Genomic DNA, 25,220 nt, shown 5'->3' with positions numbered 1-25,220 from the left:
GAAGGTAAAACCTTTTATTTTTAAAGGCGCAACCCGCATGCGCCATCATTGCAACCGCGGCGTCAAACGACGTGCAACCAGCCTGTAACACCGTTCGTCACCGAAGTGCACACTGCTGGTGCGGGACTGCTACAACCCGCACCATGACAGGCTAGACGCTGCGCCGAAAAACGCCGCTTCCAGCAACAAAATTCAACAATCAAATAACGATCCGCAAGCACTGGCCTGCGTGATACAGCGAGAATCCAGCCTCATAAAGACAACTGCGCAACCCTACTCCCGCCAGGGGCTGCATCGGTGCGAACGGAATCGGCAGCGCTTGAGGATTTCCGTTACACAAATAATCGGCAAAGGCTTTGCCGACTACCGTACCCGTCGTCACACCACGACCGTTGTAACCGGTAACGGCCACTAAACCGGGCGCGGGCTCGAACAGACGCATCAAATGGTCAGGTGTGAAGGCGATGCGACCGGTCCAGGTGCATTCCCATTCCACCGGTTTAAGGTAGGGAAAATAATGCTGCTGAACGCGATCGGCCCAAGCTTTCAGGAACCAGGCCGGCTTCTGGTTGCCATTACCGAGACTGCCGAGCAACAGACGCCCGTCCTTGTCGCGTCGAATGCTGCTGAGCACCTGGCGGGTGTCCCAGGAACCCTGGCCACCGGGAAGAATCTGTTGCGCGGCGTCTTCGGTCAGCGGCACCGAAGCGACTTGATAGTAGTAACCGGGGAAGAAGTTGCGCCGCAGTTCCGTCCAGTCGCCTTCGGTGTAAGCGTTGGAGGCGATCACGACTTTCTCGGCCATGACCGAACCCTGAGCGGTTTGCACCGACCAGCGTTGACCCTGACGTTCGAGCCGGGAGACCGGAGAATGATCGAACAGTTGGCCGCCCAGGCCGATGGCCGCGTTGGCCAGCCCGGTGGTATAGGCCATTGGATTGAGGGTGCCGGCACGTCTATCGAGCAAGGCGGCGGCGATTTTTTTAGTGCCCGTCGCCTGCTCGCAGGCTTGCCCGGTCAGTAGCTCGACCGGCGCTCCGCGACGTTTCCATTGTTCTTCACGACTGCGCAAATCCGCTTCGCCACGGGCGTTGTGCGCCATGTGCAGCGTGCCTTCACGGCGTAACTGGCAATCGATGTTGTACTTGTCCACAAGGCTGAACACCAGGGACGGTGCCGCGCCGAGCATGCGATTGAGTTGGCTGCCCACCGCTTCGCCGAATCCGGCTTCGATGTCGTCCGGTGGTATCCACATGCCGGCGTTGACCAGGCCGACATTGCGCCCCGAACCACCATGGCCGGCGCGATGAGCCTCCAGTACACAAACACTTTTGCCCTGCTCCAGCAGATGCACCGCCGCCGACAAACCGGTGAAACCGGCGCCGATGACGCAGACATCGACTGTCACTTCACCCTTGAGCGCCGCGTTGTCGGGCCTTTGCGGCGTCAGTTTTTCCCACAGACACTCTTCGCGTAACGGCATTGCCAGACTCCAACAGAAACCTAACAAACAACAAGAGCTTCGCTGGCAAGCCAGCTCCTACAGAAGTTTGCAATGCCCTGTAGGAGCTGGGTTGCCAGCGAAGGGGACCATCAGTCGAATGTGATGCCCTGAGCCAACGGCAGCTCCAGCGAGTAGTTCACGGTGTTGGTCTGGCGACGCATGTACCCGCGCCACGCATCGGAGCCCGATTCACGACCACCGCCGGTTTCTTTCTCGCCACCAAACGCGCCACCGATTTCTGCGCCGCTCGGGCCGATGTTGACGTTGGCGATGCCGCAGTCGCTGCCTACCGCCGACATGAATTGCTCGGCTTCACGCACATCGGTGGTGAAGATGCAGGACGACAGGCCTTGTGGCACGGCGTTGTTCAGGCGCAGGGCTTCGTCGAAATCCTTGTAACCGATCACGTACAGAATCGGTGCGAAGGTTTCGTGGCACACCACGTCGCTCTGCTCCGGCATTTCAACAATGGCCGGCGCGACGTAGTAAGCATTAGGGAATTTGTCTTCCAGTTGGCGCTTGCCGCCGAACACTCGGCCGCCTTCGCTCAAGGCCTGCTTCAGCGCGTCCTGCATGTTTTCGAAGCTGTGTTTATCGATCAGCGGGCCGATCAGATTGCCTTCCAGCGGATGGCCGATGCGCACTTTGGAATAGGCGGCTTTCAGGCGGGTAACGATCTCGTCCTTCACCGACTCATGCGCGATCAGACGACGCAGCGTGGTGCAACGCTGACCGGCGGTGCCTACGGCGCTGAACAGGATGGCGCGAACGGCCATGTCCAGATCGGCGCTTGGGCCGAGGATCATGGCGTTGTTGCCGCCCAGTTCCAGAATGCTGCGAGCAAATCGCGCGGCGATTTTCGGCGCCACTTCGCGACCCATGCGGGTGCTGCCGGTGGCGCTGATCAGCGCGACACGGGGGTCATCGACCAGTGCTTCGCCGGCGTCGCGGCCGCCGATGATCACTTGGCTCAGGTGTGGCGGGGCATCGCTGAAATTTTTCAGTACGCGGTCGAACAGCGCCTGGCAGGCCAACGCGGTCAGTGGAGTTTTCTCGGACGGCTTCCAGATCACCGGGTTACCGCACACCAGCGCCAGTGTGGTGTTCCAGGCCCAGACCGCGACCGGGAAGTTGAACGCACTGATGACGCCGACGACACCCAGCGGGTGCCAGGTTTCGCGCATGTGGTGGCCAGGACGCTCGGAAGCGATGGTCAAGCCGTACAATTGACGGGACAAGCCGACGGCGAAATCGCAGATGTCGATCATTTCCTGAACTTCGCCCAGGCCTTCCTGAGTAATCTTGCCGGCTTCCCAGGACACCAGTTCGCCGAGGTCGGCCTTGTATTCACGCAGGATGTCGCCCAGTTGGCGCACCAGTTCGCCACGACGCGGCGCCGGGACCTTGCGCCACAGTTCGAACGCATGATCGGCACGACTGATGTGCTGCTCGACTTCAGCAGCACCTTCCCAATTTACGGCAGCGATCTGGCTGCCATCGATTGGCGAATGCACCGGCACTTTGCCGTTCTGGTACAGGGCCGGGTTCACACCAAGACGATCAAGCAATGCGGCAACCATGGGTCACTCCTCAAGCAAAAAACAGAAAACGTGCAGCCGTAATATCACGGCTGATCAGACCTGTAGTTTTAGCTCCCCGGAGGTTACCCAACAAACGACCTTTAAGAGAGATATCATTCCGTTTATTCATGCTGCGAATTGCTGGTAAGTAAGAAACAAGAAAAAGGACAACCCATGCTGAATAAACGCTACCTGCCGTCGATCACAGCACTGCAGTGCTTCGAGGCCGTGACCCGGCATTTGAGCTTCACCCGGGCCGCCGAAGAGCTGAACCTGACCCAGAGCGCCGTCAGTAAACAGGTCGCGCAACTTGAAGAATTGTTGCAGCACTTGTTGTTCCGCCGCGTGCGCCGACGCCTGCAAATGACCCCGGCCGGTGATTTGTACCTGGTAGAAGTACGAAAAATCCTCACCCAGGTCGAAATGTCGACCCATTACCTGCGTTCCTACGGCGGCGAGACTGAAGTCTTGCGCGTCTCGACCCCGCCGACTTTCGGCGCGCGCTGGCTGGTGCCCCGCCTGAAAGGCTGGCGCCTACGCCATCCGTCGATCCATCTGGACCTGTGCAGCGAGCAGGAAGCCGACGATTTACTGCAAGGTCGCAGCGATCTGGCGTTCTACTTCGGCCAGGGTTCACGGCCCGGCACCGAATGCCTGAAGCTGTTCAGCGAAGAGCTGGTGCCGGTCTGCGCACCGGGCAGCCTGCCGGACAAGCCATTCACCGACCCTACGCAACTCACCGACCTTGTCCTGCTGCAAAACGCCTCCCGCCCCCAGGCCTGGCACGACTGGTTCGACAGTCAGGGCTACCACACCGAACACAGCTACCACGGCCCGCGCTTTGAAACCTTCTACATGTGCATCCGCGCCGCTCAGGTTGGCTGCGGTGTAGCCCTGTTGCCGAAGTTTCTGGTGGAAGAGGAATTGGCTGACGGCAAACTGGTCATACCGTGGAAACACGCGATGCCCAGCACGGATGCTTATTACCTGGCGTATCCCGAGCATTCGGCGGAAGTGCCCAAAGTACGCGATTTTGTGAAGTGGATGCTGGAGCAGATTGATAGCCCGGACATGTCACAAATTTAGGAGCGCGCTCAGTCCCTGTGGCGAGGGAGCCTGCTCCCGCTCGGCTGCGCAGCAGCCCCAAAACCGGCAACACGGTTTATCAGGCTCTTCATGGCGTCACGCAATAACAAAGAGGCCATCAACGACTTTGGTTTGAGCGAGGCGCCCGCGCAGATCATCATCAATGGCGGGATCATCGATGTTGTACAGTCGCAACCTGCGATATGCATTTATTCGATTGATCTCCGGCCCGAGATACTCCCAAACAACCCTCGAACAGGCAGGAGTACGATAGTCCGCAGCGGAAACGCCCATTTTCAAGCCATTAAGTCGAGTAATGCAGCTTTTGAAGCTCGGGATAAGAATGGTTTGGCTAATCTCGTTGGACGTCAGCGATTCGTAATCGATGAGAAACAAGCGATCCTGTAGGTAGTAGGCAACCCCCACATATCGATACCGCTCAAATTCCCCATCCGTCCCAGCTATCTGCAGGCGTTCATTTCGTTCGTATACGAAATGCTCCCCCTCCTCGTGTATATGCACCAGGGAACACAGAATGGAACCTGGCTCTGTCATTGCATGGTAGTACTCGTAGTAGTAGCCCGTGTGAGCTCTGAGCTGCGACGAAGACTGTTGACGAAGGTGATCAAGCATCCGCTGCGGTGCCGTCATCTCGTTGGCAGGACTAATTCGTCTCGTTTTAACACCAATAAGAATGACGAATTGATCTGTCGGCAAAAATATTTCTAATTCTTCCACTCCAAAAAAATCACAAATCCTCTTTAGGTTAAAAGCCGTGGGGACGCTACTTCCACATAGGTATTTATTAAATTGGCCACGATTAATCCGAAGTTTCCTACAGACCTCAGAGACCGATCGGTAGTGACTGCATAACAGTCTTAGGTTAGCAGGTAGAAAATTGTGCATATCAACCCATCACAACAGCGTCAGGAGGCACAACCATAGCAGCAACTCGCATCACATTTAAGCAACTTGCGAAATTGCGCAAATTGATAGATGACTTGATATTACGGGACCTGAAGGATTTCAGGATCTTGTACACCCTCGATTCGCCAGCACTCTTAAAACAGCAAGGAGCTTTGAATGCTTGACGTCATCAATGACTTTCTCTCTGGAAAGGTTTTGATACCTTTGGTTCTTGGACTTGGAACCTACTTCACCATCCGCTCGCGATTTGTACAGTTTCGATACTTCGTACACATGATTTCTGTTTTACGTGGCAGTTCGCACACCGGCAATAACCACTTGAGTTCATTGCAGGCATTGACGCTCAGCCTGGCCGGACGGGTCGGAACCGGCAATATCGTGGGCGTCGGCATTGCCTTGAGCATGGGCGGACCCGGTGCAGTGTTCTGGATGTGGATGACCGCTCTGTTGGGGATGTCGAGCAGCTTTTTCGAATGCTCACTGGGCCAACTCTACAAGCGTTGCGATGCAAACGGTCAATATCGAGGGGGCCCATCCTGGTACATCCAGCATGGCCTGGGCAAACGCTGGCTCGGTACGATTGCTGCGCTCCTGCTGTTGGTGACCTTCGGGTTTGCCATCAATGGCCTTGAGTCTCATGCCGTATCGCACTCTCTCAACAATGCCTTTGGTTTATCGACGACATGGTCCGGATTCACGCTGTCGTTGTGGCTGGGCATCGTGTTCGTGGGCGGTATAAAGCGAATCGCGGCTGTAGCCGATCTATTGGTTCCCCTTAAAGTTATCGCCTACATCGGCGTGACGCTTTACGTCATCGTGTTGCAAATTGACCAGGTCCCCGGCGTGCTGATCAGTATTGTCAAAAGCGCTTTCGGACTGGATCAGGCGTTTGGCGGGCTCGTCGGCAGCGCAATCATTATGGGGGTGAGGCGCGGTGTGTTCTCCAATGAAGCAGGACTAGGCAGTGCGCCTAACGTCGCATCCACGGCAAAGATTGCCCATCCGGTGGCACAAGGCGTGGTGCAGGCGTTCAGTGTCTTCATCGATACCATCGTTATTTGCACGTGTACTGCGCTGATCATTTTGCTTTCCGGTTTTTATGCCCCCGGTTTCGAAGGCGACGGCATTGCGTTGGCACAAAACTCGCTGGCTGCGGTGGTAGGTGATTGGGGCCGGATGTTTATCAGCGTGGTACTTGCACTGTTTGTGTTCACGGCAATGCTCTACAACTACTACCTGGGAGAGAACAGCTTACGGTTTATCATTGCTGCCCCTCGTAAATCATTAATTGCGTACCGCGCATTAGTATTGACGCTGGTCTTTTGGGGTTCGGTTGAAGACCTCTCAACGGTGCTTGCGTTTGCCGACATCACCATGACACTGCTGGCCCTAGTCAACCTGATAGCGATGACATTGCTATTCAAAGTCTGCATGCGAATTCTGGGCGACTACGACGAACAACGTCGCGATGGCAACAAAACGCCCATTTTTGACTCAAGCAAATTCAGTGATCTGGATCTCGACTTGAGGGCCTGGCCTGCGGTGACAGCTCCTCTTCCACCAATGAGTCCTGTATGTGCGGATCGCCGCCCAGCTAAAGTACAGGTCGCGTAAATTCCGAATGAACTCTGAACCATTGCGCATCTGCGATGGTTCAGCCCTTAAGCAATGCCTTCGCACCATCATCAGTAAAAAGTACTCGCGCCTTCCAAACCCAAGCGCGCTCAAGGAGTTCGTCTGTGAATCGCTATCAACCGCTTAAAGCCAACGCATCAAACAATCCAACTTTCTATATAGACACGCATGCTGCACCTCATCTGTTATTTGAAGATGCTTGTTTCAGAATACGCGCTGCCACCAGCCTTTTAGAGACACTGACGTCCGTAACCCTTAAGCATACTAATGACGCTGACTTTTTCCGGCTGATACTTCCAGCCTATTTATTGTTACAGGACGGTGTCGACGCGCTGGACCAAATAACATTTAAAGGACTGTAAATCATGGCCGGATCAGTGACCCATGAAATGATCAAGGCAGCAATGATCAAGGCAATTGAAACAGGCCTTGTTCCTCGTCACCCCTACCTTGATGCCTATATAAGCAGTTGGGATAGCCTGGCGCTCGTCATCCAGGCAGCGATTAAGGCAGCACCCGATAACTGACAAACCACTGGTGCTTGTTTTAGAGGTTGGTCACAAGTGATTAATCCGTCATGAACACAAAAAGAACTGGTAATCCCCACCCCTGTTATGCGCCACTAGCCCCAATCATTGAAACAGCTGCAACGTCGCCGCCAAGGGCCGCGGCCAGCCCGGAGAACCCCTTTATGAGCGAGAGCGTGTTTGGCGATCGCATCGTGCAGAACCTGCTCGACACCGACTTCTACAAACTGACGATGATGCAGGCGGTGCTGCACAATTACCCGAACGTCGAAGTCGAATGGGAGTTTCGTTGCCGCAACAGTGAAGATTTACGCCCGTACCTGGCCGAGATCCGTTTCCAGATCGAGCGCCTGGCAGAGTTGAGCCTGAGCGCCGATCAACTGGGTTTTCTGGAACGCATCAGTTTTCTGAAACCGGATTTCCTGCGCTTTCTCGGGCTGTTCCGTTTCAACCTGCGTTACATCCACACCGGCATTGAAAACGGCGAGCTGTTCATCCGCCTGCGCGGGCCGTGGCTGCATGTGATTCTGTTCGAAGTGCCGCTGCTGGCGATTGTCAGTGAAGTGCGCAACCGCTATCGCTACCGGGAAATAGTCCTGGAGCAGGCGCGAGAACAGCTTTACCGCAAGTTCGACTGGCTGACCGCCAACGCCAGCAGCGACGAATTGTCCGAGTTGCAGGTCGCCGATTTCGGCACGCGCCGTCGCTTTTCGTACCGCGTGCAGGAAGAAGTAGTGAACGTGCTCAAGCACGACTTCCCCGGGCGCTTCGTCGGCACCAGCAACGTACACCTGTCCCGAGAACTGGACATGAAACCGTTGGGCACCATGGCCCACGAATGGATCATGGCCCACCAGCAACTGGGGCCACGGCTGATCGACAGTCAAATTGCCGCGCTCGACTGCTGGGTGCGCGAGTACCGCGGCCTGCTGGGGATCGCCCTGACTGACTGCATCACCATGGATGCCTTCCTCGGTGATTTCGATCTGTTTTTCGCCAAACTTTTCGACGGCCTGCGCCACGACTCGGGTGATCCGGTGGTATGGGCGGAAAAAGCCATCGCCCACTATCACAAGCTCGGCATCGACCCGTTGAGTAAGACGCTGACATTCTCCGATAGCCTGACACTGCCCAAGTCACTGGAGATATTCCGCGCGCTTCGGGGTCGGATCAATGTCAGCTTTGGCATCGGCACTAACCTGACGTGTGATATTCCAGGTGTTGAACCCATGAGCATCGTGCTTAAAATGGCAGCCTGCAACGGCCAGCCCGTCGCGAAAATTTCCGATGAGCCTGGCAAGACTCACTGCAAAGACCCGAATTTCGTCGCCTATTTGCGACACGTTTTCAAAGTACCTGCCGCCCTTTCAAGCACATCAAGCAAGGAGTGAATTCATGCAAGCCGTACAGCGTGAGATTGCTGAGCAGCTCAAGGTTCAACCGCCGTTTGCCGACGAAGCCGCCCTTGAGGCAGAAGTCGCTCGGCGAGTCAGCTTCATTCAGGATTGCCTGGTCAATTCCGGGCTCAAGACCCTGGTGCTGGGCATCAGCGGTGGCGTCGACTCGCTGACCGCCGGCCTGCTGGCCCAACGCGCCATGCGCGAATTACGCCAACGCACCGGTGACAAGAGTTACAAATTCATCGCGGTGCGCCTGCCATACGAGACTCAGTTCGATGAGCACGACGCTCAGGCCTCGGTGGATTTCATCGCCCCGGACGAGCGCCACACCGTGAACATCGGCCCGGCAGTCAAATCCCTGGCCAATGAAGTCGCCGCCTTCGAAGGCAAGCACGCGGTCTCGGTGGATTTCGTGCTCGGTAACACCAAAGCACGGATGCGCATGGTCGCTCAGTACACCATCGCGGGCGCCGCCCACGGTCTGGTGATTGGCACTGACCACGCGGCGGAAGCGGTGATGGGGTTCTTCACCAAGTTCGGTGACGGCGCCTGCGACCTGGCACCGTTGAGCGGACTGGTAAAAAACCAGGTTCGGGATATCGCTCGCAGTTTCGGTGCGCCGGAATCGCTGGTAGAAAAAATCCCCACCGCCGATCTGGAAGACCTGTCGCCGGGTAAACCGGACGAAGCGTCGCACGGCGTGACCTATGCCGAGATTGATGCGTTTCTACACGGCGAAGCGGTGCGTGAGGAAGCGTTCAAGATCATTTGTGACACGTATAAAAAGACTCAACACAAGCGGGTGATGCCGTTTGCGCCTTGATTCAAGTGGCGTTCTTACGGGCGCCATCGCTGGCAAGCCATGCTCCTACGGTTCAATGTTGCTCATGTAGGAGCAAGGCTTGCCCGCGATGAACGATGACCCGGTCAAATGCCGGGCACAAAAAAAGCGTCCCAAGCGGACGCTTTTTTTATGAGCTCGATTCGATTACTTCAGCGTAACCGTGCCTTTCATCATCGCGATGTGGCCCGGGAACGAGCAGAAGAACCCGTAAGCTTCACCCGCCGCCAGCTTCGACACGTCAAAGGTCACCGAATCTTTTTCGCCAGCACCGATGACTTTGGTGTGAGCGATGACACGCGCATCACCTTCCGGCAGGTAATTTTTGTCGATGCCTGCGGCCATGCCAGCGGTAGCGATCGGCTGCATGTCAGCCTCTTTACTCAGTACCCAGTTATGGCCCATGACATTTTTCGGCAAGCTGCCGGAGTGGGTCAGCTCAACGGTGAAGGTCTTGCAGCTCTTGTCGATTTCAATGGCCTTGCTGTTAAAGGACATCTGATCAGTGGAATCGATAGTTGTCTTGCACTCGGCAGCCATCAATTGACTGCTGGCCAGTGTCAGCAGGGATACCGCAACAAGTTTGGCAAACATGGTGAATCTCCAAGGCAGGGTTAACAAAAGTGCGAATGGACAGAAGACTGCCTGAAATCTTCGCAAGTTCCTATGACCTGAATCAAAAATTGTATACAACTTTTGGGCTATGACCCCTATCGAAACAATCTACCAGCCAGGCGTCTGGCACGGCCCTATCATCAGGCCGTCATCCTTCATATGGAGCGCCTCTCATGTCCATGAATAGCCTGTTGTGCAGTTTGCTTGCCGCCTACGCCTGTGGCGCCAGCGGCACCTGTGAAACACCCCAGCGCGAGGTTTAACCCTTGGAGCGTAGCTGACCTGCCTTTATTCTGTTGGCCATCCTGACCCTGGAGTAAGGCATGTCTTTAACGTCTGTTTGTGTATTTTGCGGCGCCAGCACCGGCACCCACCCAGCTTATCGTGAAGCGGCTGTGGCCTTGGGGCGCGCCTTGGCCGAACGCAAGTTGACCCTGGTCTATGGCGGCGGTGCCGTGGGCTTGATGGGGATTGTTGCCGATGCTGCTCTGGCAGCCGGCGGCGAAGTGATCGGAATCATCCCGCAAAGCCTCAAAGACAAGGAAATCGGCCACAGCGGCCTGACGCGTCTGGAAGTGGTCGATGGCATGCATGCGCGCAAGGCGCGGATGGCCGAACTCAGTGACGCGTTCATCGCTCTGCCCGGCGGCCTGGGTACCCTGGAAGAATTGTTCGAAGTCTGGACCTGGGGCCAGCTCGGCTACCACGGCAAGCCGCTCGGTCTGCTGGAAGTGAACGGTTTCTACAGCAAATTGACCGGTTTTCTTGATCATATCGTCGGCGAAGGCTTCGTTCGCGCACCGCACCGTGACATGCTGCAAGTGAGCGAATCACCGCAAACCCTGCTCGATGCACTGGACACCTGGAAACCGTCGGTCCTGCCAAAATGGACCGATCAAAAACCCAGCTAACGGCTCGGCACCGATACAGGGCAGAATATGCGCCGCTCAACCTCACCTTCGACCCCAGAGGATCGCCCATGGCTAAACCTAATTATTCCTTCGCCAAACGTCAGAGAGACTTGGCCAAGGAGCAGAAGAAAGAGGAAAAGCTTCAGCGCAAGAAAGCTACAGCTGAAGAAGAAGCAGCAGCACTGAACCCGGATGCTGAAGGCGACGTGGCTACAGACGAAACTGAAGCACCGAAAGATCAGGCGCCCGACGCCTGAGACCCTCAGGGCCGGATGATCTGATCAGGCCCACCGGATCTGTGTCCAGGGTCAGCAGTCACTTTGCTGACCCTCACAGTCCTCCCTGAAATATCCCTATCTAAAAGAACGCACACAGTCCCTGTGGGAGTGAGCCTGCTCGCGATAGCGGCTTTGCATCCAACCTCCATGTGACTGTCAGATCGCTATCGCGAGCAGGCTCACTCCTACAGTGGATCTTTGTTAATCCAGTGGCATCACGGTGACGCTGACTTCCGGGTCATGATTGCCCCCTCCCAGAATCACCCCCCGCAATGGCGAGACATCGGAGAAATCCCGGCCCCAAGCCAGGGTGATGTGTTCGAGTGCCGGTTGTACGTTGTTGGTCGGGTCGAAATCGACCCATCCCAGCGCCGGGCAAAACACCGAGACCCAGGCATGGGACGCGTCCGCGCCGATCAACCGGGGCTGCCCGGGCGGTGGCTGAGTCAGCAGATAACCGCTGATATAGCGAGCGGCCAGACCACGGGAACGCACGCACGCGAGCATCAGGTGAGCGAAGTCCTGACAGACTCCGCGTCGGCGCTCCAGCACTTCCACCAAAGGCGTCGCCACTTGGGTCGCTTCGGCGTCGAAGGTGAACTCGCTGAAGATCTTCTCCATCAAAGCCTGAACACCCCACAGCAATGGCCGCCCCGCCGGAAAGCAACTCTCGGAGAAGTCGACGAAGTTGCGCTTCAAATGCACGTAAGGCGATTCGAACCGATACCGACAGGCTTCAAGAACTTCGGGTGACAGCGGCAGGCTGCTGTAGGTCAGCGCGTTGCGGGTGTCTTCCCAGGCCGGCGATTGATTGAAATCCAGCGTGGGCCGGGCAAGGACTTCGACTGTGAGGCTGGCATTGACCAGCAACTCATCGTGCGGGCGCTCAAAGGCCAATCGCGTGAGCGGATTGCCAAACACATCCAGCTCATCCCGGCGCGCGGTCGGGTCGGGACTGATCTGCAATCGTCGAGCGGTGCAGCGCTGCCACGCGCAGGGCCGCGGCCAGAGATGCGCGAGCTGCTGGGCCAAAGAGACCGGACTGTCATAGTGATAGTGGGTGTCGTGGGAAATCTGGTAGTGAGCACTCATCAGACGGACACCGTGCGCTGGCTGACATCATCGACATGGGCGAAATGGCGCAAGGCCAGGCGATCCGACACTTGCCCACTGGCGTCGGCGATTTCTTGCAGTAAATCGGCCAGCCCATTGAGCGCGGCGCGGACGCTGGTTTCGCCGAACAAAGCGTTTTCCAGGCAACCCAGATCGAATTGCGCCAGTCGCTCCACCAACAGCGGCAAACCCGCCTCGCGAGGCACACCAAAGTCGTCATTCAAGCGTTTCAGGGTTCGAGTCACCAGCTTCAACTGGAACAGCACGGCGTGAGGGTTTTGCTCATCGAGCAGCAACAGGTCCAGCACCGGCAGCAGTTGCGCCACCGCCAGATACCGCGAACGGTAGGTGATGCTGCTGTTGCCCAACTCCAGCAGCCATTCCAACCTGGCCTGATCGAAGGCCCCGGCGCCGCGCAAAAACGCTGCCAGACTGCCGCTGAGAAATTGCAGGCGTTCGATCCGCCGCCCGATCATCAGGAAACGCCAGCCTTCGTCACGGGTCATGTCGTCCAGGGCGAAGCCAGAAAGCGCCGCCAGCGACATCACCAGACGGTTAAGAAAATCCAGCAGTTCACCGAAATCCGGCTCTTCGGTTTCCAGCTCCATGGCCTCGCGCTGCAACTCCACCAACGCCTGCCAGTTTTCCCGCGAGAGCTTGCCGCGCACTTGCGAGGCCGCCCACTGCAAGCGCTGCAGATTGGAACGCAGACTGAATGGCCAGTCTTCGCCGAGCAATGCGGCCAACAGGCGCTCTGGCAACTCGCCTTCATCAGGCAACAGGTTCAGTCGTTCACCGAGGTCGACAGCCGCCTGCAAGGCTTGCGGATCGTCACCATCCACGTAGCGCGCCAGCATGATCCGCAACAGTCGTGCGCTGTCATCACAGCGCTCGCAATAGCGGCCGAACCAGAACAGGTTTTCCACCACCCGCGAGGGCAAATAAGGATCTCGCCGAACCAGGTCATGCACACCAATCGTGCGCTGGGTTTTCCATTGCTCGCCGCTGGGCGGTCGATCGCCCAGCACCCACGTGTCCTTGCTCGCACCGCCGCGCTGCATCGACACCACTTCGGCGTCTGCCTCGGCGGCCACTCGGGTCAAGCCGCCCGGTAAAACCCGGTAGCCGTCATGGCTGGCCACTGCGTACACGCGCATGCCGATGGCACGCGGTTGCAACTGACCGTCCTCGGCCTGCCAGATCGGCGCCTGGGACAACTGGGCCATTTCTTGCGCAACATAGGCATAAGGACGTGCCTGCATGCGCGCGGCAAGGGCCAGGCGCTGTTTTTCACTCAAGTCACGGCCAAACACTGGCGCAAAGCTTTGCGAAGGGAAGGCGGGTTTGATCAACAACTCCGGCAATTTTTCCAGTGCTTGCGCCAGCACCGGCGCCTCACCGCACCACCAAGTAGCGATAGATGGCAGGAGCAGTTCTTCGCCGAACAGGAACTGATTGATCTTCGGCAGAAAGCCCAGCAACCCCGGCGACTCTAGCACGCCGCTGCCAAGGGCATTGGCCACCAGCACCCAGCCCTGTCGCACGGCTTCGAGTAGCCCCGGTACGCCCAATGCGGAATCGGTGCGCAATTCCAGCGGGTCGCAGAAATCATCATCGAGCCGGCGCATGATCGCGTGAACCCGGCGCAATCCGCTGAGGGTCTTGAGGTAGACCGTAGCATCCCGCACCGTGAGGTCGCCGCCTTCCACCAGCGGGTAACCGAGCTGACGCGCCAGATACAGGTGTTCGAAATAGCTTTCGTTGAAGCGTCCCGGCGTGAGCAACACGATTAGCGGTGCTTCATCATCGCGGGGTGCCTGACGAGCCAGTGTTTCCTGAAGCGTGCGGAAGAACCCGGCCAGATGCTGCACTTTTAAATCGCGATAGAGCTCGGGAAAGGCCCGGGAGACGATGGTGCGGTTTTCCAAAGCGTAACCGGCGCCGGACGGTGCTTGAGTCCGGTCCGCCGTGACCCACCAACGACCATCGGGCGTGCGCGCCAGATCGACGGCATACAGATGCAGAAACGCCCCGTCGGGCGGTTTGATGCCCTGACAGGGCCAGAGGAAGTTGTTGTGACCGAATACCAGTTCTGCCGGCAGCAGACCTTCGGCGATCAATCGTTGCGGGCCATACAGATCCGCCAATACCGCGTTCAACAGACGCGCCCGTTGAGCGATCCCGGCGGATAACTGCGCCCACTCATCCGCGGCAATCACATGCGGCAGCAGGTCGAGTTCCCACGGCCGGTCTGCGCCCTTGGGGTCGGCATAGACGTTGTAGGTCACGCCGTTTTCCTGGATCTGCCGGGTCAACAAGGCCTGACGCTGCACCAACTGCGATGGCGTACTGCGTTGCAATTGGTCTATCAACCGACGCCAGTGCGGGCGTACGCCACCACTGTCGTCGAGCAATTCGTGATATGTGCCCGCCGTCAGCGGGTAGCGATCAAGCAGATCAGGCATGGAAAGCTCGGCAGACTGCAAAGAACGGTCAGACTAACGCACGCTCATGACACCCGGATATACGAAAAGTCCGCGCGTCGCGTACGATTTAGAAACGTCGCAAATCGAGTGTCATCGGTAGCTCGTCGTTAATTTCCATCTTCGGCACAGGAAGCTTCCCCGGCGTGTGTCCGATGCGGAAAAACCGCGCCATTCGCCGGCTCTCGGCCTCATTGGCGTTCACCGGCAGGCTGTCGTAATTGCGCCCACCCGGATGGGCCACGTGGTATTGGCAGCCGCCCAGCGAGCGTTGCATCCAGGTGTCGAGCAGGTCGAACACCAGCGGTGCATGGACCGGGATGGTCGGTTGCAGGCAGTTGGCCGGTTGCCAGGCGCGAAAACGCACGCCGGCGACAAACTCGCCGACCCGCCCGGTGGGTTGCAACGGCACCGGAACGCCGTTGCAGGTCAGCAAGTAGCGCTGGGGTGGCAGGCCGGTGAGCTTGACCTGCAAGCGCTCCAGCGACGAATCCACATACCGCACTGTGCCGCCGACCGCGCCCTCCTCGCCCAGCACATGCCAAGGCTCCAGCGCCTGACGTAATTGCAGTTCAATGCCACTGACCGCGTAATCACCGACCTTGGGAAAACGGAATTCCAGATGCGCGGCGAACCACTCGGCCCGGACCGGATAACCGGCCGCATTGAGATCAACGATCACATCAGCGAAATCCTGCTCAATGAAGTGCGGCAACAAGAAGCGATCATGCAATTCAGTGCCCCAGCGCGCCAGTTTCGGCGGCGCGTAAGGCTCACGCCAGAACCGCGCCACCAGCGCCCGCAACAACAACTGTTGAGCCAGACTCATGCGCGCGTGCGGTGGCATTTCGAACGCACGCAATTCCAGCAATCCAAGGCGTCCGGTCGCACCGTCCGGCGAGTAAAGCTTGTCGATGCAGAACTCGGCGCGGTGCGTGTTGCCGGTCACGTCGATCAGCAGATTGCGCAGCAGCCGGTCCACCACCCATGGCGCGCATTCCTCGCCGGGTTCTGGCATCTGAGCGAAAGCGATTTCCAGTTCATACAGCGCATCGTTGCGCGCTTCATCAACGCGCGGGGCCTGGGACGTCGGGCCGATGAATAGTCCGGAAAACAGGTAGGACAAGGCTGGGTGGTTATGCCAGTAGCTAATCAGGCTGCGCAGCAAGTCGGGACGGCGCAGAAACGGTGAGTCGGCCGGAGTCGCGCCACCCAACACGAAATGATTACCGCCGCCGGTGCCGGTGTGCCGACCGTCGATCATGAATTTTTCGGTGGTCAGTCGGGTCTGGCGCGCTTCTTCGTACAGAAACTCGGTGCGCTCGACCAATTCATCCCAGGTCGCTGACGGCTGCACATTGACCTCGATCACGCCCGGATCCGGAGTGATGCGGAAGTTGCTCAGGCGCGGATCACTCGGTGGCTCATAGCCTTCCAGCAACACCGGGCAATGCAGTTCCTGAGCCGTGGCCTCGATAGCGGTGACCAGTTCCAGATAGTCCTCGGCCCGCTCCAGCGGCGGCATGAACAGGTACAACCGCCCTTCCCGGGCTTCGGCGCAGAACGCAGTGCGCGTTAGCCAGTCGGCAGACTCGTCGATTTTTGGCTCGCGCTCAACCGCTTCGGCCGACGTGCCCGGACTGTTTAATGCAATGGTGTCGGGCAGCGCAGGAAAATCCTGATTCGGATCATTGGGATGAATGAACGGGTACTCTGCCGCTTTCACCCAAGGCTGCGAGCCGAGCGGCAAGCGATAACCCAGCGGCGAATCCCCCGGCACCAGCCGGCAGTGCTCGTCACGCAGATACCAGCGACCGCTTTGCCATTGATCACCCTTGGCGGTGCGCGCCAGCGGCAGAACCTGACCGATGACTTTATCCAGCCCCTGACTGAAGACTTTGCGCAATCGCGCACGCTCCAGCGGTTCTTCCAGACGTGAGTCTTCGGCGCTGACGTTCTGCGGCAATGTGCCTTCGCGCCAGAGGTAATAGAAATTGTCTTCGTAGGCGGGGAACACGAAGCGCGTGGGAATCTTCAGCCGTTCGGCGACACTCGCCAGAAAACGCCCGGCCAGTGCGCCATCAGCGCCGTAGTCTTCCTGCTCATCGGCGATAAGGGCGCTGTTGTGCCAGATCGGCACACCGTCGCGACGCCAGTAGCAGTTCAGTGACCAACGCGGCAATTGCTCGCCGGGGTACCACTTGCCCTGACCGAAATGCACCAGGCCTTTGGGGGCGTAGTGTTTACGCATGCGCTGGAAAAGTTCGGCGGACAGTCGACGCTTGTCCGGCCCGAGCGCGGCGGTGTTCCATTCGGCGCCGTCCGGGTCGTCGATGGAAACAAAGGTCGGCTCGCCGCCCATGGTCAGGCGCACATCGTCCTCCAGCAGGTCGGCATCGATTTGTCGGCCCAGCGCCTGAATCGCCTGCCACTGGTCTTCTGTGTAGGGCTTGGTGACGCGCGGGGCTTCCCAAATCCGCTCCACGGACATTTCGTGAGTGAATTCGCACTCACAAGGTTCCACCAAGCCACTGATCGGCGCCGCAGAGCCCGGATCGGGGCTGCACGCCAACGGAATGTGGCCTTCACCGGCAAACAGCCCTGAGGTCGCGTCCAGGCCGATCCAGCCGGCACCGGGCAAATAGACTTCGCACCAGGCGTGCAGGTCGGTGAAGTCCACATCAGTGCCTGAAGGGCCGTCGAGGCTTTTGACGTCAGCGGTCAGTTGGATCAGGTAACCGGAGACGAAGCGCGCGGCCAGCCCGAGGTTACGCAGCAGTTGCACCAGCAACCACGCCGAGTCGCGGCAGGACCCGGAGGCCTGTTCGAGGGTGTGTTCTGGCGTCTGCACGCCTGGTTCCATGCGGATCAGGTAACCGATGTCTTCGCTCAAGCGCTGGTTAAGCGCGACGAGGAAATCCACGCTCGGCAGCGGCGTGCGGTCGATGCCATCCAGATAGGCCTTGAACGTCGGCGTCAGGGGCAAGGTTTCCAGGTACGGCGCCAACTCCTTGCGCTCGTCCGCGGCGTAGGCGAACGGGATCTTTTCCGCGTAAGGCTCAAGAAAGAAGTCGAAGGGATTGAAGACCGCCATCTCTGCCAGCAGATCGACTTCGATCCGCAGCTCATCGGTTTTTTCCGGAAACACCAACCGCGCCAGATAATTGCCCTGGGGGTCTTGTTGCCAGTTGATGAAGTGTTGCTCGGGCGAGACTTTCAGCGCATACGACAAGATCCGCGTGCGACTGTGGGCGGCCGGGCGCAGGCGAACGATCTGCGGACCGAGCTCGACAGCGCGGTCGTAGCGATAATGTGTGACGTGGTGCAATGCGACATGAATCGACACGGCGTGCCTCCTGCGAGCCCTAAGCGTTATCGAAAGCGCGCAAGACTTATGCCATCGCGGCAACGCTGGCGCTTTCTTCGTTTGCTTGAGGCAGTACAGCACCAAAATCGGGCGATGCGAGAAATTGGTTGGGGGCAGTTGCACGCAAATGTTGCGAGCGGGGGGCTGCCAGTCGGGTTTTGTAGCGGCTGAATTGGCCTCTTCGCGGGCAAGCCCGCTCCTACAGGGATCTGCTGTGAACACAGAATCCGCGCGCGATCTCGCGAAGAGGCCAGTTGCCCCAACACATCTTCCGGCCCGGCGCCCCGTTTTCTGTGACTCAGAAACGCAAAACGCCAACCCTAAGGTTGGCGTTCTGTTCAGCTCATGCGCAGCTTAGCGCGGTACAACCGGCTTGCGGGCGGGTTTAGGGCCTTTGCCTTTGGCCGCATCCTTACGTTCCTTGGCCGCCTGCTGGTTGCGGGCGAACGCCGCCGCCTTGGCCTGTTCACGCTTGTCCCACGGGTTAGCGCCATCGCTGGCACGCGGCGGCAAGCCGGTGTGCTGGGTCAGGATCTTGGTGGTCTTTTCCCCTGCAACCTTGTGACTGCCGGCCGGTGTCGAGTTCTTGCGACGGGCGCTCTGGTAGCTGTCGGTCGCCGGCTGATGCAGCGGGATCAACTGGTTCTTGCCCGGCCCGATCAGGTCAGCCCGGCCCATGCGGGTCAGCGCTTCACGCAGCATCGGCCAGCCTTTCGGGTCGTGATAACGCAAGAACGCTTTGTGCAGACGGCGCTGCTCTTCGCTCTTGACGATGGTCACGGCGTCGCTCTTGTAAGTGACCTTACGCAGCGGGTTCTTGCCCGAGTGATACATCGCGGTGGCGGTGGCCATCGGCGACGGGTAGAACGCCTGGACCTGGTCGGCACGGAAGCCATTGCCCTTGAGCCACAGGGCCAGGTTCATCATGTCTTCGTCGGTGGTGCCCGGGTGGGCGGCGATGAAGTACGGAATCAGGTACTGCTCTTTCCCGGCTTCCTTGGAGTACTTCTCGAACATGCGCTTGAACTTGTCATAGCTGCCGATGCCCGGTTTCATCATCTGGTTGAGCGGACCTTCCTCGGTGTGTTCCGGGGCGATCTTCAGGTAACCACCGACGTGGTGGGTCACCAGCTCTTTGACGTATTCCGGCGACTCGACCGCGAGGTCGTAGCGCAGGCCGGAAGCAATCAGGATCTTCTTCACACCCGGCAAGGCACGGGCGCTGCGGTACAGTTGAATCAACGACGAGTGGTCGGTGTTCAGGTTCGGACAGATACCTGGGAACACGCACGATGGCTTGCGGCACGCGGATTCGATTTCCGGGCTCTTGCAGGCGATACGGTACATGTTCGCGGTCGGGCCGCCGAGGTCGGAAATGACGCCGGTGAAACCCGGAACCTTGTCGCGGATCTCTTCGATTTCGCGAATGATCGACTCTTCGGAACGGTTCTGGATGATCCGGCCTTCGTGCTCGGTGATCGAGCAGAAGGTGCAGCCACCGAAGCAGCCACGCATGATGTTTACCGAGAAACGGATCATGTCGTAGGCCGGGATCTTTTCCTTGCCGTACGCCGGGTGCGGAATGCGCGCATAAGGCATGCCGAACACGTAGTCCATTTCTTCGGTGGTCATCGGAATCGGTGGCGGGTTGAACCAGACATCGACTTCGCCATGCTTCTGCACCAGCGCGCGGGCGTTACCCGGGTTGGTTTCCAGGTGAAGTACGCGGTTGGCGTGAGCATAGAGCACCGCGTCGCCACGGACTTTCTCGACCGACGGCAGACGGATCACGGTCTTGTCGCGAGTCATCTTAGGGCTGGCGAGGATCTGCACGACCTTGGCTTCAGTCGGATCTTCAACCGGACCTTTTTCCTGCTCGATTGCGCAGGCCTGGGTGTCTTGGGTGTTCACGTACGGGTTGATGATCTTGTCGACCTTGCCCGGACGGTCGATACGCGTGGAGTCGACTTCGTACCAGTCTTTCGGCGTATCACGACGGATAAACGCGGTGCCGCGCACGTCAGTGATGTCTTCGATCTTGTGACCATAAGAAAGACGCTGGGCGACTTCGACGATTGCCCGCTCGGCGTTGCCATAAAGCAGGATGTCGGCGCAGGCGTCGATCAGGATCGAATTGCGAACCCGGTCCTGCCAGTAATCGTAGTGAGCGATGCGGCGCAGGGAGGCTTCGATACCACCGAGAACGATTGGCACGTTCTTGTAGGCTTCCTTGCAGCGCTGGCTGTAAACCAGGCTCGCGCGATCCGGACGTTTGCCCGCCATGCCACCAGGGGTGTAGGCGTCATCGGAACGGATTTTCTTGTCGGCGGTGTAACGGTTGATCATCGAGTCCATGTTGCCGGCCGCGACACCGAAGAACAGGTTCGGCTCGCCGAGCTTCATGAAGTCGTCTTTGGACTGCCAGTTCGGTTGGGCAATGATCCCGACGCGGAAGCCTTGCGACTCCAGCAGCCGGCCGATGATCGCCATGCCGAACGACGGATGGTCAACGTACGCATCACCGGTGACGATGATGATGTCGCAGGAATCCCAGCCAAGCTGATCCATCTCCTCCCTGCTCATCGGCAGGAATGGCGCTGGACCGAAGCATTCGGCCCAGTACTTGGGATAGTCAAATAACGGCTTGGCTGTTTGCATGACGATGACCGGTGTTGAGATGAAAAATCGCGGGCGCGGAATATAGCACAAAAAATAACCAATTCCGACGGCTATGGTCGGAAATTGCGGACAACCCATGTGGGAGCGAGCCTGCTCGCGATAGCGGTGTGTCAGTCGACATTGATGTTGTCTGGCACACCGCTATCGCGAGCAGGCTCGCTCCCACAGGTTTTTTATTCGTCGTCGAAGTTGTAGCTACCCGGCGCGAGGTTTTCGAAGCGGGTGTACTTGCCGATGAACGCCAGTCGTGACGTGCCGATCGGGCCGTTCCGCTGTTTACCGATGATGATTTCGGCGATGCCTTTATGCTCGGTTTCCGGGTGATAAACCTCATCCCGGTAAACGAACATGATCACGTCAGCATCCTGCTCGATCGCTCCGGATTCCCGGAGGTCGGAGTTGATCGGGCGTTTGTTCGGCCGTTGCTCCAGGGAGCGGTTGAGCTGGGACAACGCCACCACCGGGCAGTTGAATTCCTTGGCCAGGGCCTTCAAGGAACGGGAGATCTCGGAAATCTCGTTGGTCCGGTTGTCGCCGCCGGAACCTGGAATCTGCATCAATTGCAGGTAGTCGATCATGATCAGGGCGACATCGCCGTGTTCACGCACCAACCGACGGGTTCGCGCGCGCATTTCCGAGGGGCTGATACCGGCCGTATCGTCGATGAACAACTTGCGGTCGTTGAGCAGGTTGACCGCCGAGGTCAGGCGCGGCCAATCGTCGTCATCCAGGCGACCGGCCCGGACCTTGGTCTGGTCGATACGACCCAGGGACGACAACATACGCATGATCAGCGATTCACCTGGCATCTCCAGCGAGTAAACCAGGACGCATTTGTCGCTGCGCAACACGGCGTTTTCCACCAGGTTCATCGCGAACGTGGTTTTACCCATGGACGGACGGCCGGCGACGATGATCAGGTCGGACGGCTGCAGGCCGCTGGTCATCCCGTCGAGGTCGGTGTAACCGGTGGACAGGCCGGTGATGGCGTTGTCGGTGTTGAACAAGGTATCGATGCGGTCGATGGCCTTGGTCAGCAGGTCATTCACGCTCACCGGGCCGCCGGTTTTTGGCCGGGCCTCGGCGATCTGGAAGATCTGCCGTTCCGCCTCATCGAGAATCTCTTCTGCCGTGCGGCCTTCCGGGTTGAAGGCGCTGTCAGCAATCTCGGTGGCGATGCCGATCAGCTGTCGCAACGTCGCCCGCGCACGAACGATCTGCGCATACGCCTTGATGTTGGCGACGGACGGGGTGTTTTTCGCCAGTTCGCCGAGGTAACCGAGACCGCCCACTTGCGAGGTCTGACCTTCCTTGTCCAATTGCTCGGCAAGGGTCACGACGTCGATCGGCGAATTCTGGTCGGCGAGCTTGGCGATCGCTCGGAAAATCAGGCGGTGGTCATGTCGATAGAAATCGCCATCCGACACTTGATCGAGCACGCGCTCCCAGGCGTTGTTGTCCAGCATCAAACCACCGAGCACGGCCTGTTCGGCCTCGATGGAGTGCGGCGGCACCTTCAGGGAAGCGGTTTGCAGATCGTATTGCTCGGGTGCGGAGATATCGTTCATGGCCACTTGGAATTAGGGGGAATCAGAAAGACAAAGGGCACGACCTGTAAACAGGATCGTGCCCGATGTTACCGGCAAGCACCCGAGGGTGCCAGCCGACAAGTACTACTTAAGCTGCTACCACGACAACGCGTACGGTGGCTTCAACTTCGGCGTGCAGGTGCACGGCTACGTCGAATTCGCCTACGTTGCGGATGGTGCCGTTCGGCAGACGAACTTCGCTTTTTGCAACTTCAACGCCAGAGGCGGTCAGTGCATCAGCGATGTCGTGGGTGCCGATCGAACCGAACAGCTTGCCTTCGTCACCGGCGGTGGCAGTGATAGTCACTTCCAGCTCAGCCAGTTGGGCGGCACGGCTTTCAGCCGAAGTTTTACGGTCTGCTGCGGCTTTTTCCAGCTCAGCGCGACGCTCTTCGAACGCAGCCAGGTTGGCAGCGGTCGCAGCGGTAGCTTTGCCGTAAGGCAGCAGGTAGTTACGACCGTAACCAGCCTTAACGTTCACTTTGTCACCCAGGTTGCCCAGGTTGGTGACTTTTTCCAGAAGGATCAGTTGCATGTGAAAATCCTCTTAACTTTTAACCTTCACCGTTCGCGTTATCGGCATCTTTCGGTGCCGAACGACCGCGAAAATCAATCAGGCTGTCGACGATGGCCAAGACCACCAGCAACGGATAGATCAGCTGCATGAACAGCAACAGCGTGACGTACAACCCCACCAGCCAGAACCTGGCCAATCGCTTTTGCGCCACCAGCCCGTGAATCAGGGCCAGCCCGGCGAACACCAGCGGTACGCTGCACAACGGCGTTAACATGGCCATCTGTGGACCGAAGTTCGGCCCCAGAAGCATGCACGCCAGCAGCAACATCGCTGGCAAAAGCGGGAATCGGATGGCGCGAAACTCGCGACCAAAACCGCCCGGGTTGTACAACAACGCCTGCCAGTAGCGCCCGACAAGCAGGCTCAGCACACTGACGATTTGCAACAAGGCCGCAATCAGGCCGGTCAGGACCGGTGCAATCAGGGACGCAAAATGCGCTTGCTCGTCTACCGATAACTTCTCGTAGACATCACCAAGTAGCGACGGCATGACTTTTATCAAAGCCTGCGCCAGCATCTCGATTTGAGGAGCAAAAGTCGCCCCCAGCACCACTGAAAACACCACTCCCATCGCTATGCTGACCAGCAGCACGCGGACCCAGGATTCGCTTGCGCGCAAAACCAACGCAAGGCTCGAAGAACCCAACAGCACCAGAAGTGCCCGAGGGTCATCCGAGTAAAGCCACCAGATCAACGCTGGCAGCATTCCCAGGGCAAGAACGCCAAGGGCGTCCTTCAATCCGCGCCGCAGAAGCACAAGGCATCCAGCGGCAGCACCCAACCAATACAACAACGGCAATGTTACGCATCCAGCCACTACGAGAGTGGCCTGCATGCGGCCGCGCATAATGAACTCAGCTATGGCGCGCATGCATTCAATCCTTTGCTACGTGTCGACTGCCCGGTCTCAGCGGCCGTGGCTGTCGGTGTAGGCCAGCAGGGCCAGGAAGCGGGCGCGCTTGATAGCGGTGGCCAGCTGACGCTGATAACGTGCTTTGGTACCGGTGATGCGGCTTGGAACGATTTTGCCGGTCTCGGATACATAAGCTTTCAGAGTGTTGAGATCTTTGTAATCGATCTCTTTCACGTCTTCAGCGGTGAAGCGGCAGAATTTACGACGACGGAAGAAACGTGCCATGTAATAGGCTCCTCAAAAGGTCCGTGGATTACTCGTCAGCGTTATCGCTGTTGTCGCTGTCATCACTATCAGCGCTTTCAGCGCCTTCGTGCTCAGGACGGTCGCGACGCTCACGGCGCTCACTGCGGTTTTCTTCAGCCTTGAGCATCTCGGATTGGCCGGTAACGGCTTCTTCGCGACGGATGACCAGGTTACGGATCACTGCATCGTTGTAGCGGAAGTTGTCTTCCAGCTCGGCCAGGGCCTTGCCAGTGCACTCAACGTTCAGCATCACGTAGTGAGCCTTGTGAACATTGTTGATTGCGTAGGCCAGTTGACGACGGCCCCAATCTTCCAGACGGTGGATTTTGCCGCCGTCTTCTTCGATCAGCTTGGTGTAACGCTCAACCATGCCGCCGACTTGCTCGCTTTGATCCGGGTGGACCAAAAAGATGATTTCGTAATGACGCATGAATGCTCCTTACGGGTTGTAGCCTGCCGCTCAAAAGCGGTCAGACAAGGAGTGAATGACACTTATGGACTTGCTTGCGATAGACACATGCGTGCCTGCCGTCACAGCAAGGGGCGCAATTGTAGAGAAGGGACAGGAGAGGTGCAAGGCAATTGGTGATTATTTGAACAACCACCCATCTTCACCCAAACACAAAACACTGTGGGAGCGAGCCTGCTCGCGATGGGGGCCTGACATTCAACATTGATGCCGAATGTTACTCCGCATTCGCGAGCAGGCTGATCTGGCCTAATGAAATTGGACACATCAATAGGGCGCTATGATGGCGCCCAAATCTAAGGTGTGCATGATGATGCGAAAGTCCTATTCCAGCGAGTTCAAGCTCAATGCTGCAAGCATGGTGCTTGATGAAGACCAGCCCATTCTTGAGGTCTGCGCCAACTTCGATATCGGCCCTACTGCGTTGCGCCGCTGGGTCGAGCAGGTCAGGAAAGAACGTGCAGGCTCGACGCTAGCGGG

At 58.2% G+C, this 25,220-nt stretch carries 22 protein-coding genes; 9 read left to right on the top strand and 13 right to left on the bottom strand.

Features of this window, described 5'->3' with window-relative positions; genetic code table 11:
- Positions 1-199: 199 nt before the first annotated feature.
- Both KGB06_RS18870 and KGB06_RS18865 read right to left on the bottom strand, forming a co-directional pair.
- On the bottom strand, positions 200-1,483 hold the full coding sequence (locus KGB06_RS18870; RefSeq protein ID WP_223518473.1) for an NAD(P)/FAD-dependent oxidoreductase: 1,284 nt from the start codon (positions 1,481-1,483) through the stop codon (positions 200-202).
- A gap of 110 nt (positions 1,484-1,593) precedes the next feature.
- Positions 1,594-3,084: an aldehyde dehydrogenase family protein gene (locus KGB06_RS18865; RefSeq protein ID WP_223518472.1), complete on the bottom strand. Its 1,491-nt coding sequence runs from the start codon at positions 3,082-3,084 to the stop codon at positions 1,594-1,596.
- A gap of 174 nt (positions 3,085-3,258) precedes the next feature.
- Here KGB06_RS18865 and KGB06_RS18860 point away from each other — a divergent pair, with 174 nt between their 5' ends.
- Positions 3,259-4,170: a LysR family transcriptional regulator gene (locus tag KGB06_RS18860; protein WP_223518468.1), complete on the top strand. Its 912-nt coding sequence runs from the start codon at positions 3,259-3,261 to the stop codon at positions 4,168-4,170.
- A 96-nt stretch (positions 4,171-4,266) separates the two neighbouring features.
- On the opposite strand, the gene KGB06_RS18855 is transcribed toward KGB06_RS18860, so the two are convergent.
- A complete protein-coding gene (locus KGB06_RS18855; protein ID WP_223518464.1) occupies positions 4,267-5,076 on the bottom strand; it encodes a helix-turn-helix domain-containing protein in 810 nt (269 codons plus the stop codon).
- A gap of 177 nt (positions 5,077-5,253) precedes the next feature.
- On the opposite strand from KGB06_RS18855, the gene KGB06_RS18850 reads away from it, so the two are divergent.
- The 5 genes from KGB06_RS18850 (at position 5,254) to nadE (ending at position 9,482) form a co-directional block, all read left to right on the top strand.
- Positions 5,254-6,711, top strand: coding sequence for an alanine/glycine:cation symporter family protein (locus tag KGB06_RS18850; RefSeq protein ID WP_223518463.1), 1,458 nt, complete (start codon positions 5,254-5,256; stop codon positions 6,709-6,711).
- 125 nt (positions 6,712-6,836) lie between these two features.
- Positions 6,837-7,094, top strand: coding sequence for a hypothetical protein (locus KGB06_RS18845; RefSeq protein WP_223518462.1), 258 nt, complete (start codon positions 6,837-6,839; stop codon positions 7,092-7,094).
- Positions 7,095-7,097: 3 nt separating this feature from the next.
- Positions 7,098-7,259 (top strand): hypothetical protein, encoded by a 162-nt coding sequence (locus KGB06_RS18840; RefSeq protein WP_223518460.1) that lies wholly within the window; start codon positions 7,098-7,100, stop codon positions 7,257-7,259.
- Between the two features lie 164 nt (positions 7,260-7,423).
- Positions 7,424-8,650 carry a nicotinate phosphoribosyltransferase gene (pncB, locus tag KGB06_RS18835; protein WP_223518459.1) on the top strand — a complete coding sequence of 409 codons (1,227 nt, stop codon included), beginning with the start codon at positions 7,424-7,426 and terminating at the stop codon, positions 8,648-8,650.
- A 4-nt stretch (positions 8,651-8,654) separates the two neighbouring features.
- Positions 8,655-9,482, top strand: coding sequence for an ammonia-dependent NAD(+) synthetase (gene nadE / locus KGB06_RS18830; RefSeq protein WP_223518458.1), 828 nt, complete (start codon positions 8,655-8,657; stop codon positions 9,480-9,482).
- Positions 9,483-9,647: 165 nt separating this feature from the next.
- On the opposite strand, the gene azu is transcribed toward nadE, so the two are convergent.
- Positions 9,648-10,094, bottom strand: a complete 447-nt coding sequence (gene azu / locus KGB06_RS18825; protein ID WP_223518456.1) for an azurin — start codon at positions 10,092-10,094, stop codon at positions 9,648-9,650.
- Positions 10,095-10,438: 344 nt separating this feature from the next.
- Here azu and KGB06_RS18820 point away from each other — a divergent pair, with 344 nt between their 5' ends.
- Together KGB06_RS18820 and KGB06_RS18815 are read left to right on the top strand one after the other, a co-directional pair.
- Positions 10,439-11,026, top strand: a complete 588-nt coding sequence (locus KGB06_RS18820; RefSeq protein ID WP_223518453.1) for a TIGR00730 family Rossman fold protein — start codon at positions 10,439-10,441, stop codon at positions 11,024-11,026.
- Positions 11,027-11,094: 68 nt separating this feature from the next.
- A complete protein-coding gene (locus KGB06_RS18815; RefSeq protein ID WP_223518450.1) occupies positions 11,095-11,283 on the top strand; it encodes a hypothetical protein in 189 nt (62 codons plus the stop codon).
- A 222-nt stretch (positions 11,284-11,505) separates the two neighbouring features.
- On the opposite strand, the gene KGB06_RS18810 is transcribed toward KGB06_RS18815, so the two are convergent.
- The 9 genes from KGB06_RS18810 to rpsF form a co-directional block, all read right to left on the bottom strand.
- Positions 11,506-12,396, bottom strand: a complete 891-nt coding sequence (locus KGB06_RS18810) for a transglutaminase N-terminal domain-containing protein (RefSeq protein ID WP_223518445.1) — start codon at positions 12,394-12,396, stop codon at positions 11,506-11,508.
- On the bottom strand, positions 12,396-14,882 hold the full coding sequence (locus tag KGB06_RS18805; RefSeq protein ID WP_223518442.1) for a circularly permuted type 2 ATP-grasp protein: 2,487 nt from the start codon (positions 14,880-14,882) through the stop codon (positions 12,396-12,398). Before KGB06_RS18805 ends, KGB06_RS18810 begins: the two co-directional genes overlap by 1 nt.
- Before the next feature lie 88 nt (positions 14,883-14,970).
- A complete protein-coding gene (locus KGB06_RS18800) occupies positions 14,971-18,246 on the bottom strand; it encodes a DUF2126 domain-containing protein (RefSeq protein WP_223518432.1) in 3,276 nt (1,091 codons plus the stop codon).
- Between the two features lie 375 nt (positions 18,247-18,621).
- The gene (locus tag KGB06_RS18795; protein ID WP_223518430.1) at positions 18,622-20,925 is read right to left on the bottom strand and encodes a YgiQ family radical SAM protein; all 2,304 of its coding nucleotides are present in this window, start codon (positions 20,923-20,925) and stop codon (positions 18,622-18,624) included.
- Positions 20,926-21,119: 194 nt separating this feature from the next.
- Positions 21,120-22,514 carry a replicative DNA helicase gene (gene dnaB, locus KGB06_RS18790; protein WP_223518428.1) on the bottom strand — a complete coding sequence of 465 codons (1,395 nt, stop codon included), beginning with the start codon at positions 22,512-22,514 and terminating at the stop codon, positions 21,120-21,122.
- A 109-nt stretch (positions 22,515-22,623) separates the two neighbouring features.
- Positions 22,624-23,070, bottom strand: coding sequence for a 50S ribosomal protein L9 (gene rplI, locus KGB06_RS18785; protein ID WP_003197251.1), 447 nt, complete (start codon positions 23,068-23,070; stop codon positions 22,624-22,626).
- 19 nt (positions 23,071-23,089) lie between these two features.
- Positions 23,090-23,983 carry a hypothetical protein gene (locus tag KGB06_RS18780; protein ID WP_223518425.1) on the bottom strand — a complete coding sequence of 298 codons (894 nt, stop codon included), beginning with the start codon at positions 23,981-23,983 and terminating at the stop codon, positions 23,090-23,092.
- A 36-nt stretch (positions 23,984-24,019) separates the two neighbouring features.
- The gene (gene rpsR, locus KGB06_RS18775; protein WP_002551829.1) at positions 24,020-24,250 is read right to left on the bottom strand and encodes a 30S ribosomal protein S18; all 231 of its coding nucleotides are present in this window, start codon (positions 24,248-24,250) and stop codon (positions 24,020-24,022) included.
- Between the two features lie 28 nt (positions 24,251-24,278).
- On the bottom strand, positions 24,279-24,701 hold the full coding sequence (gene rpsF / locus KGB06_RS18770) for a 30S ribosomal protein S6 (protein WP_003217491.1): 423 nt from the start codon (positions 24,699-24,701) through the stop codon (positions 24,279-24,281).
- A 319-nt stretch (positions 24,702-25,020) separates the two neighbouring features.
- On the opposite strand from rpsF, the gene KGB06_RS18765 reads away from it, so the two are divergent.
- The coding region (locus KGB06_RS18765; protein WP_317849395.1) for a transposase at positions 25,021-25,220 on the top strand (200 nt) is incomplete at its 3' end.

It is taken from the genome of Pseudomonas sp. GL-B-19 (assembly GCF_019956415.1).
In the GTDB taxonomy this organism is placed as follows: Bacteria; Pseudomonadota; Gammaproteobacteria; order Pseudomonadales; family Pseudomonadaceae; genus Aquipseudomonas.
The sequence above is the reverse complement of the archived record's forward strand: the minus strand, read 5'-3'. Positions and strand labels throughout refer to the sequence as shown.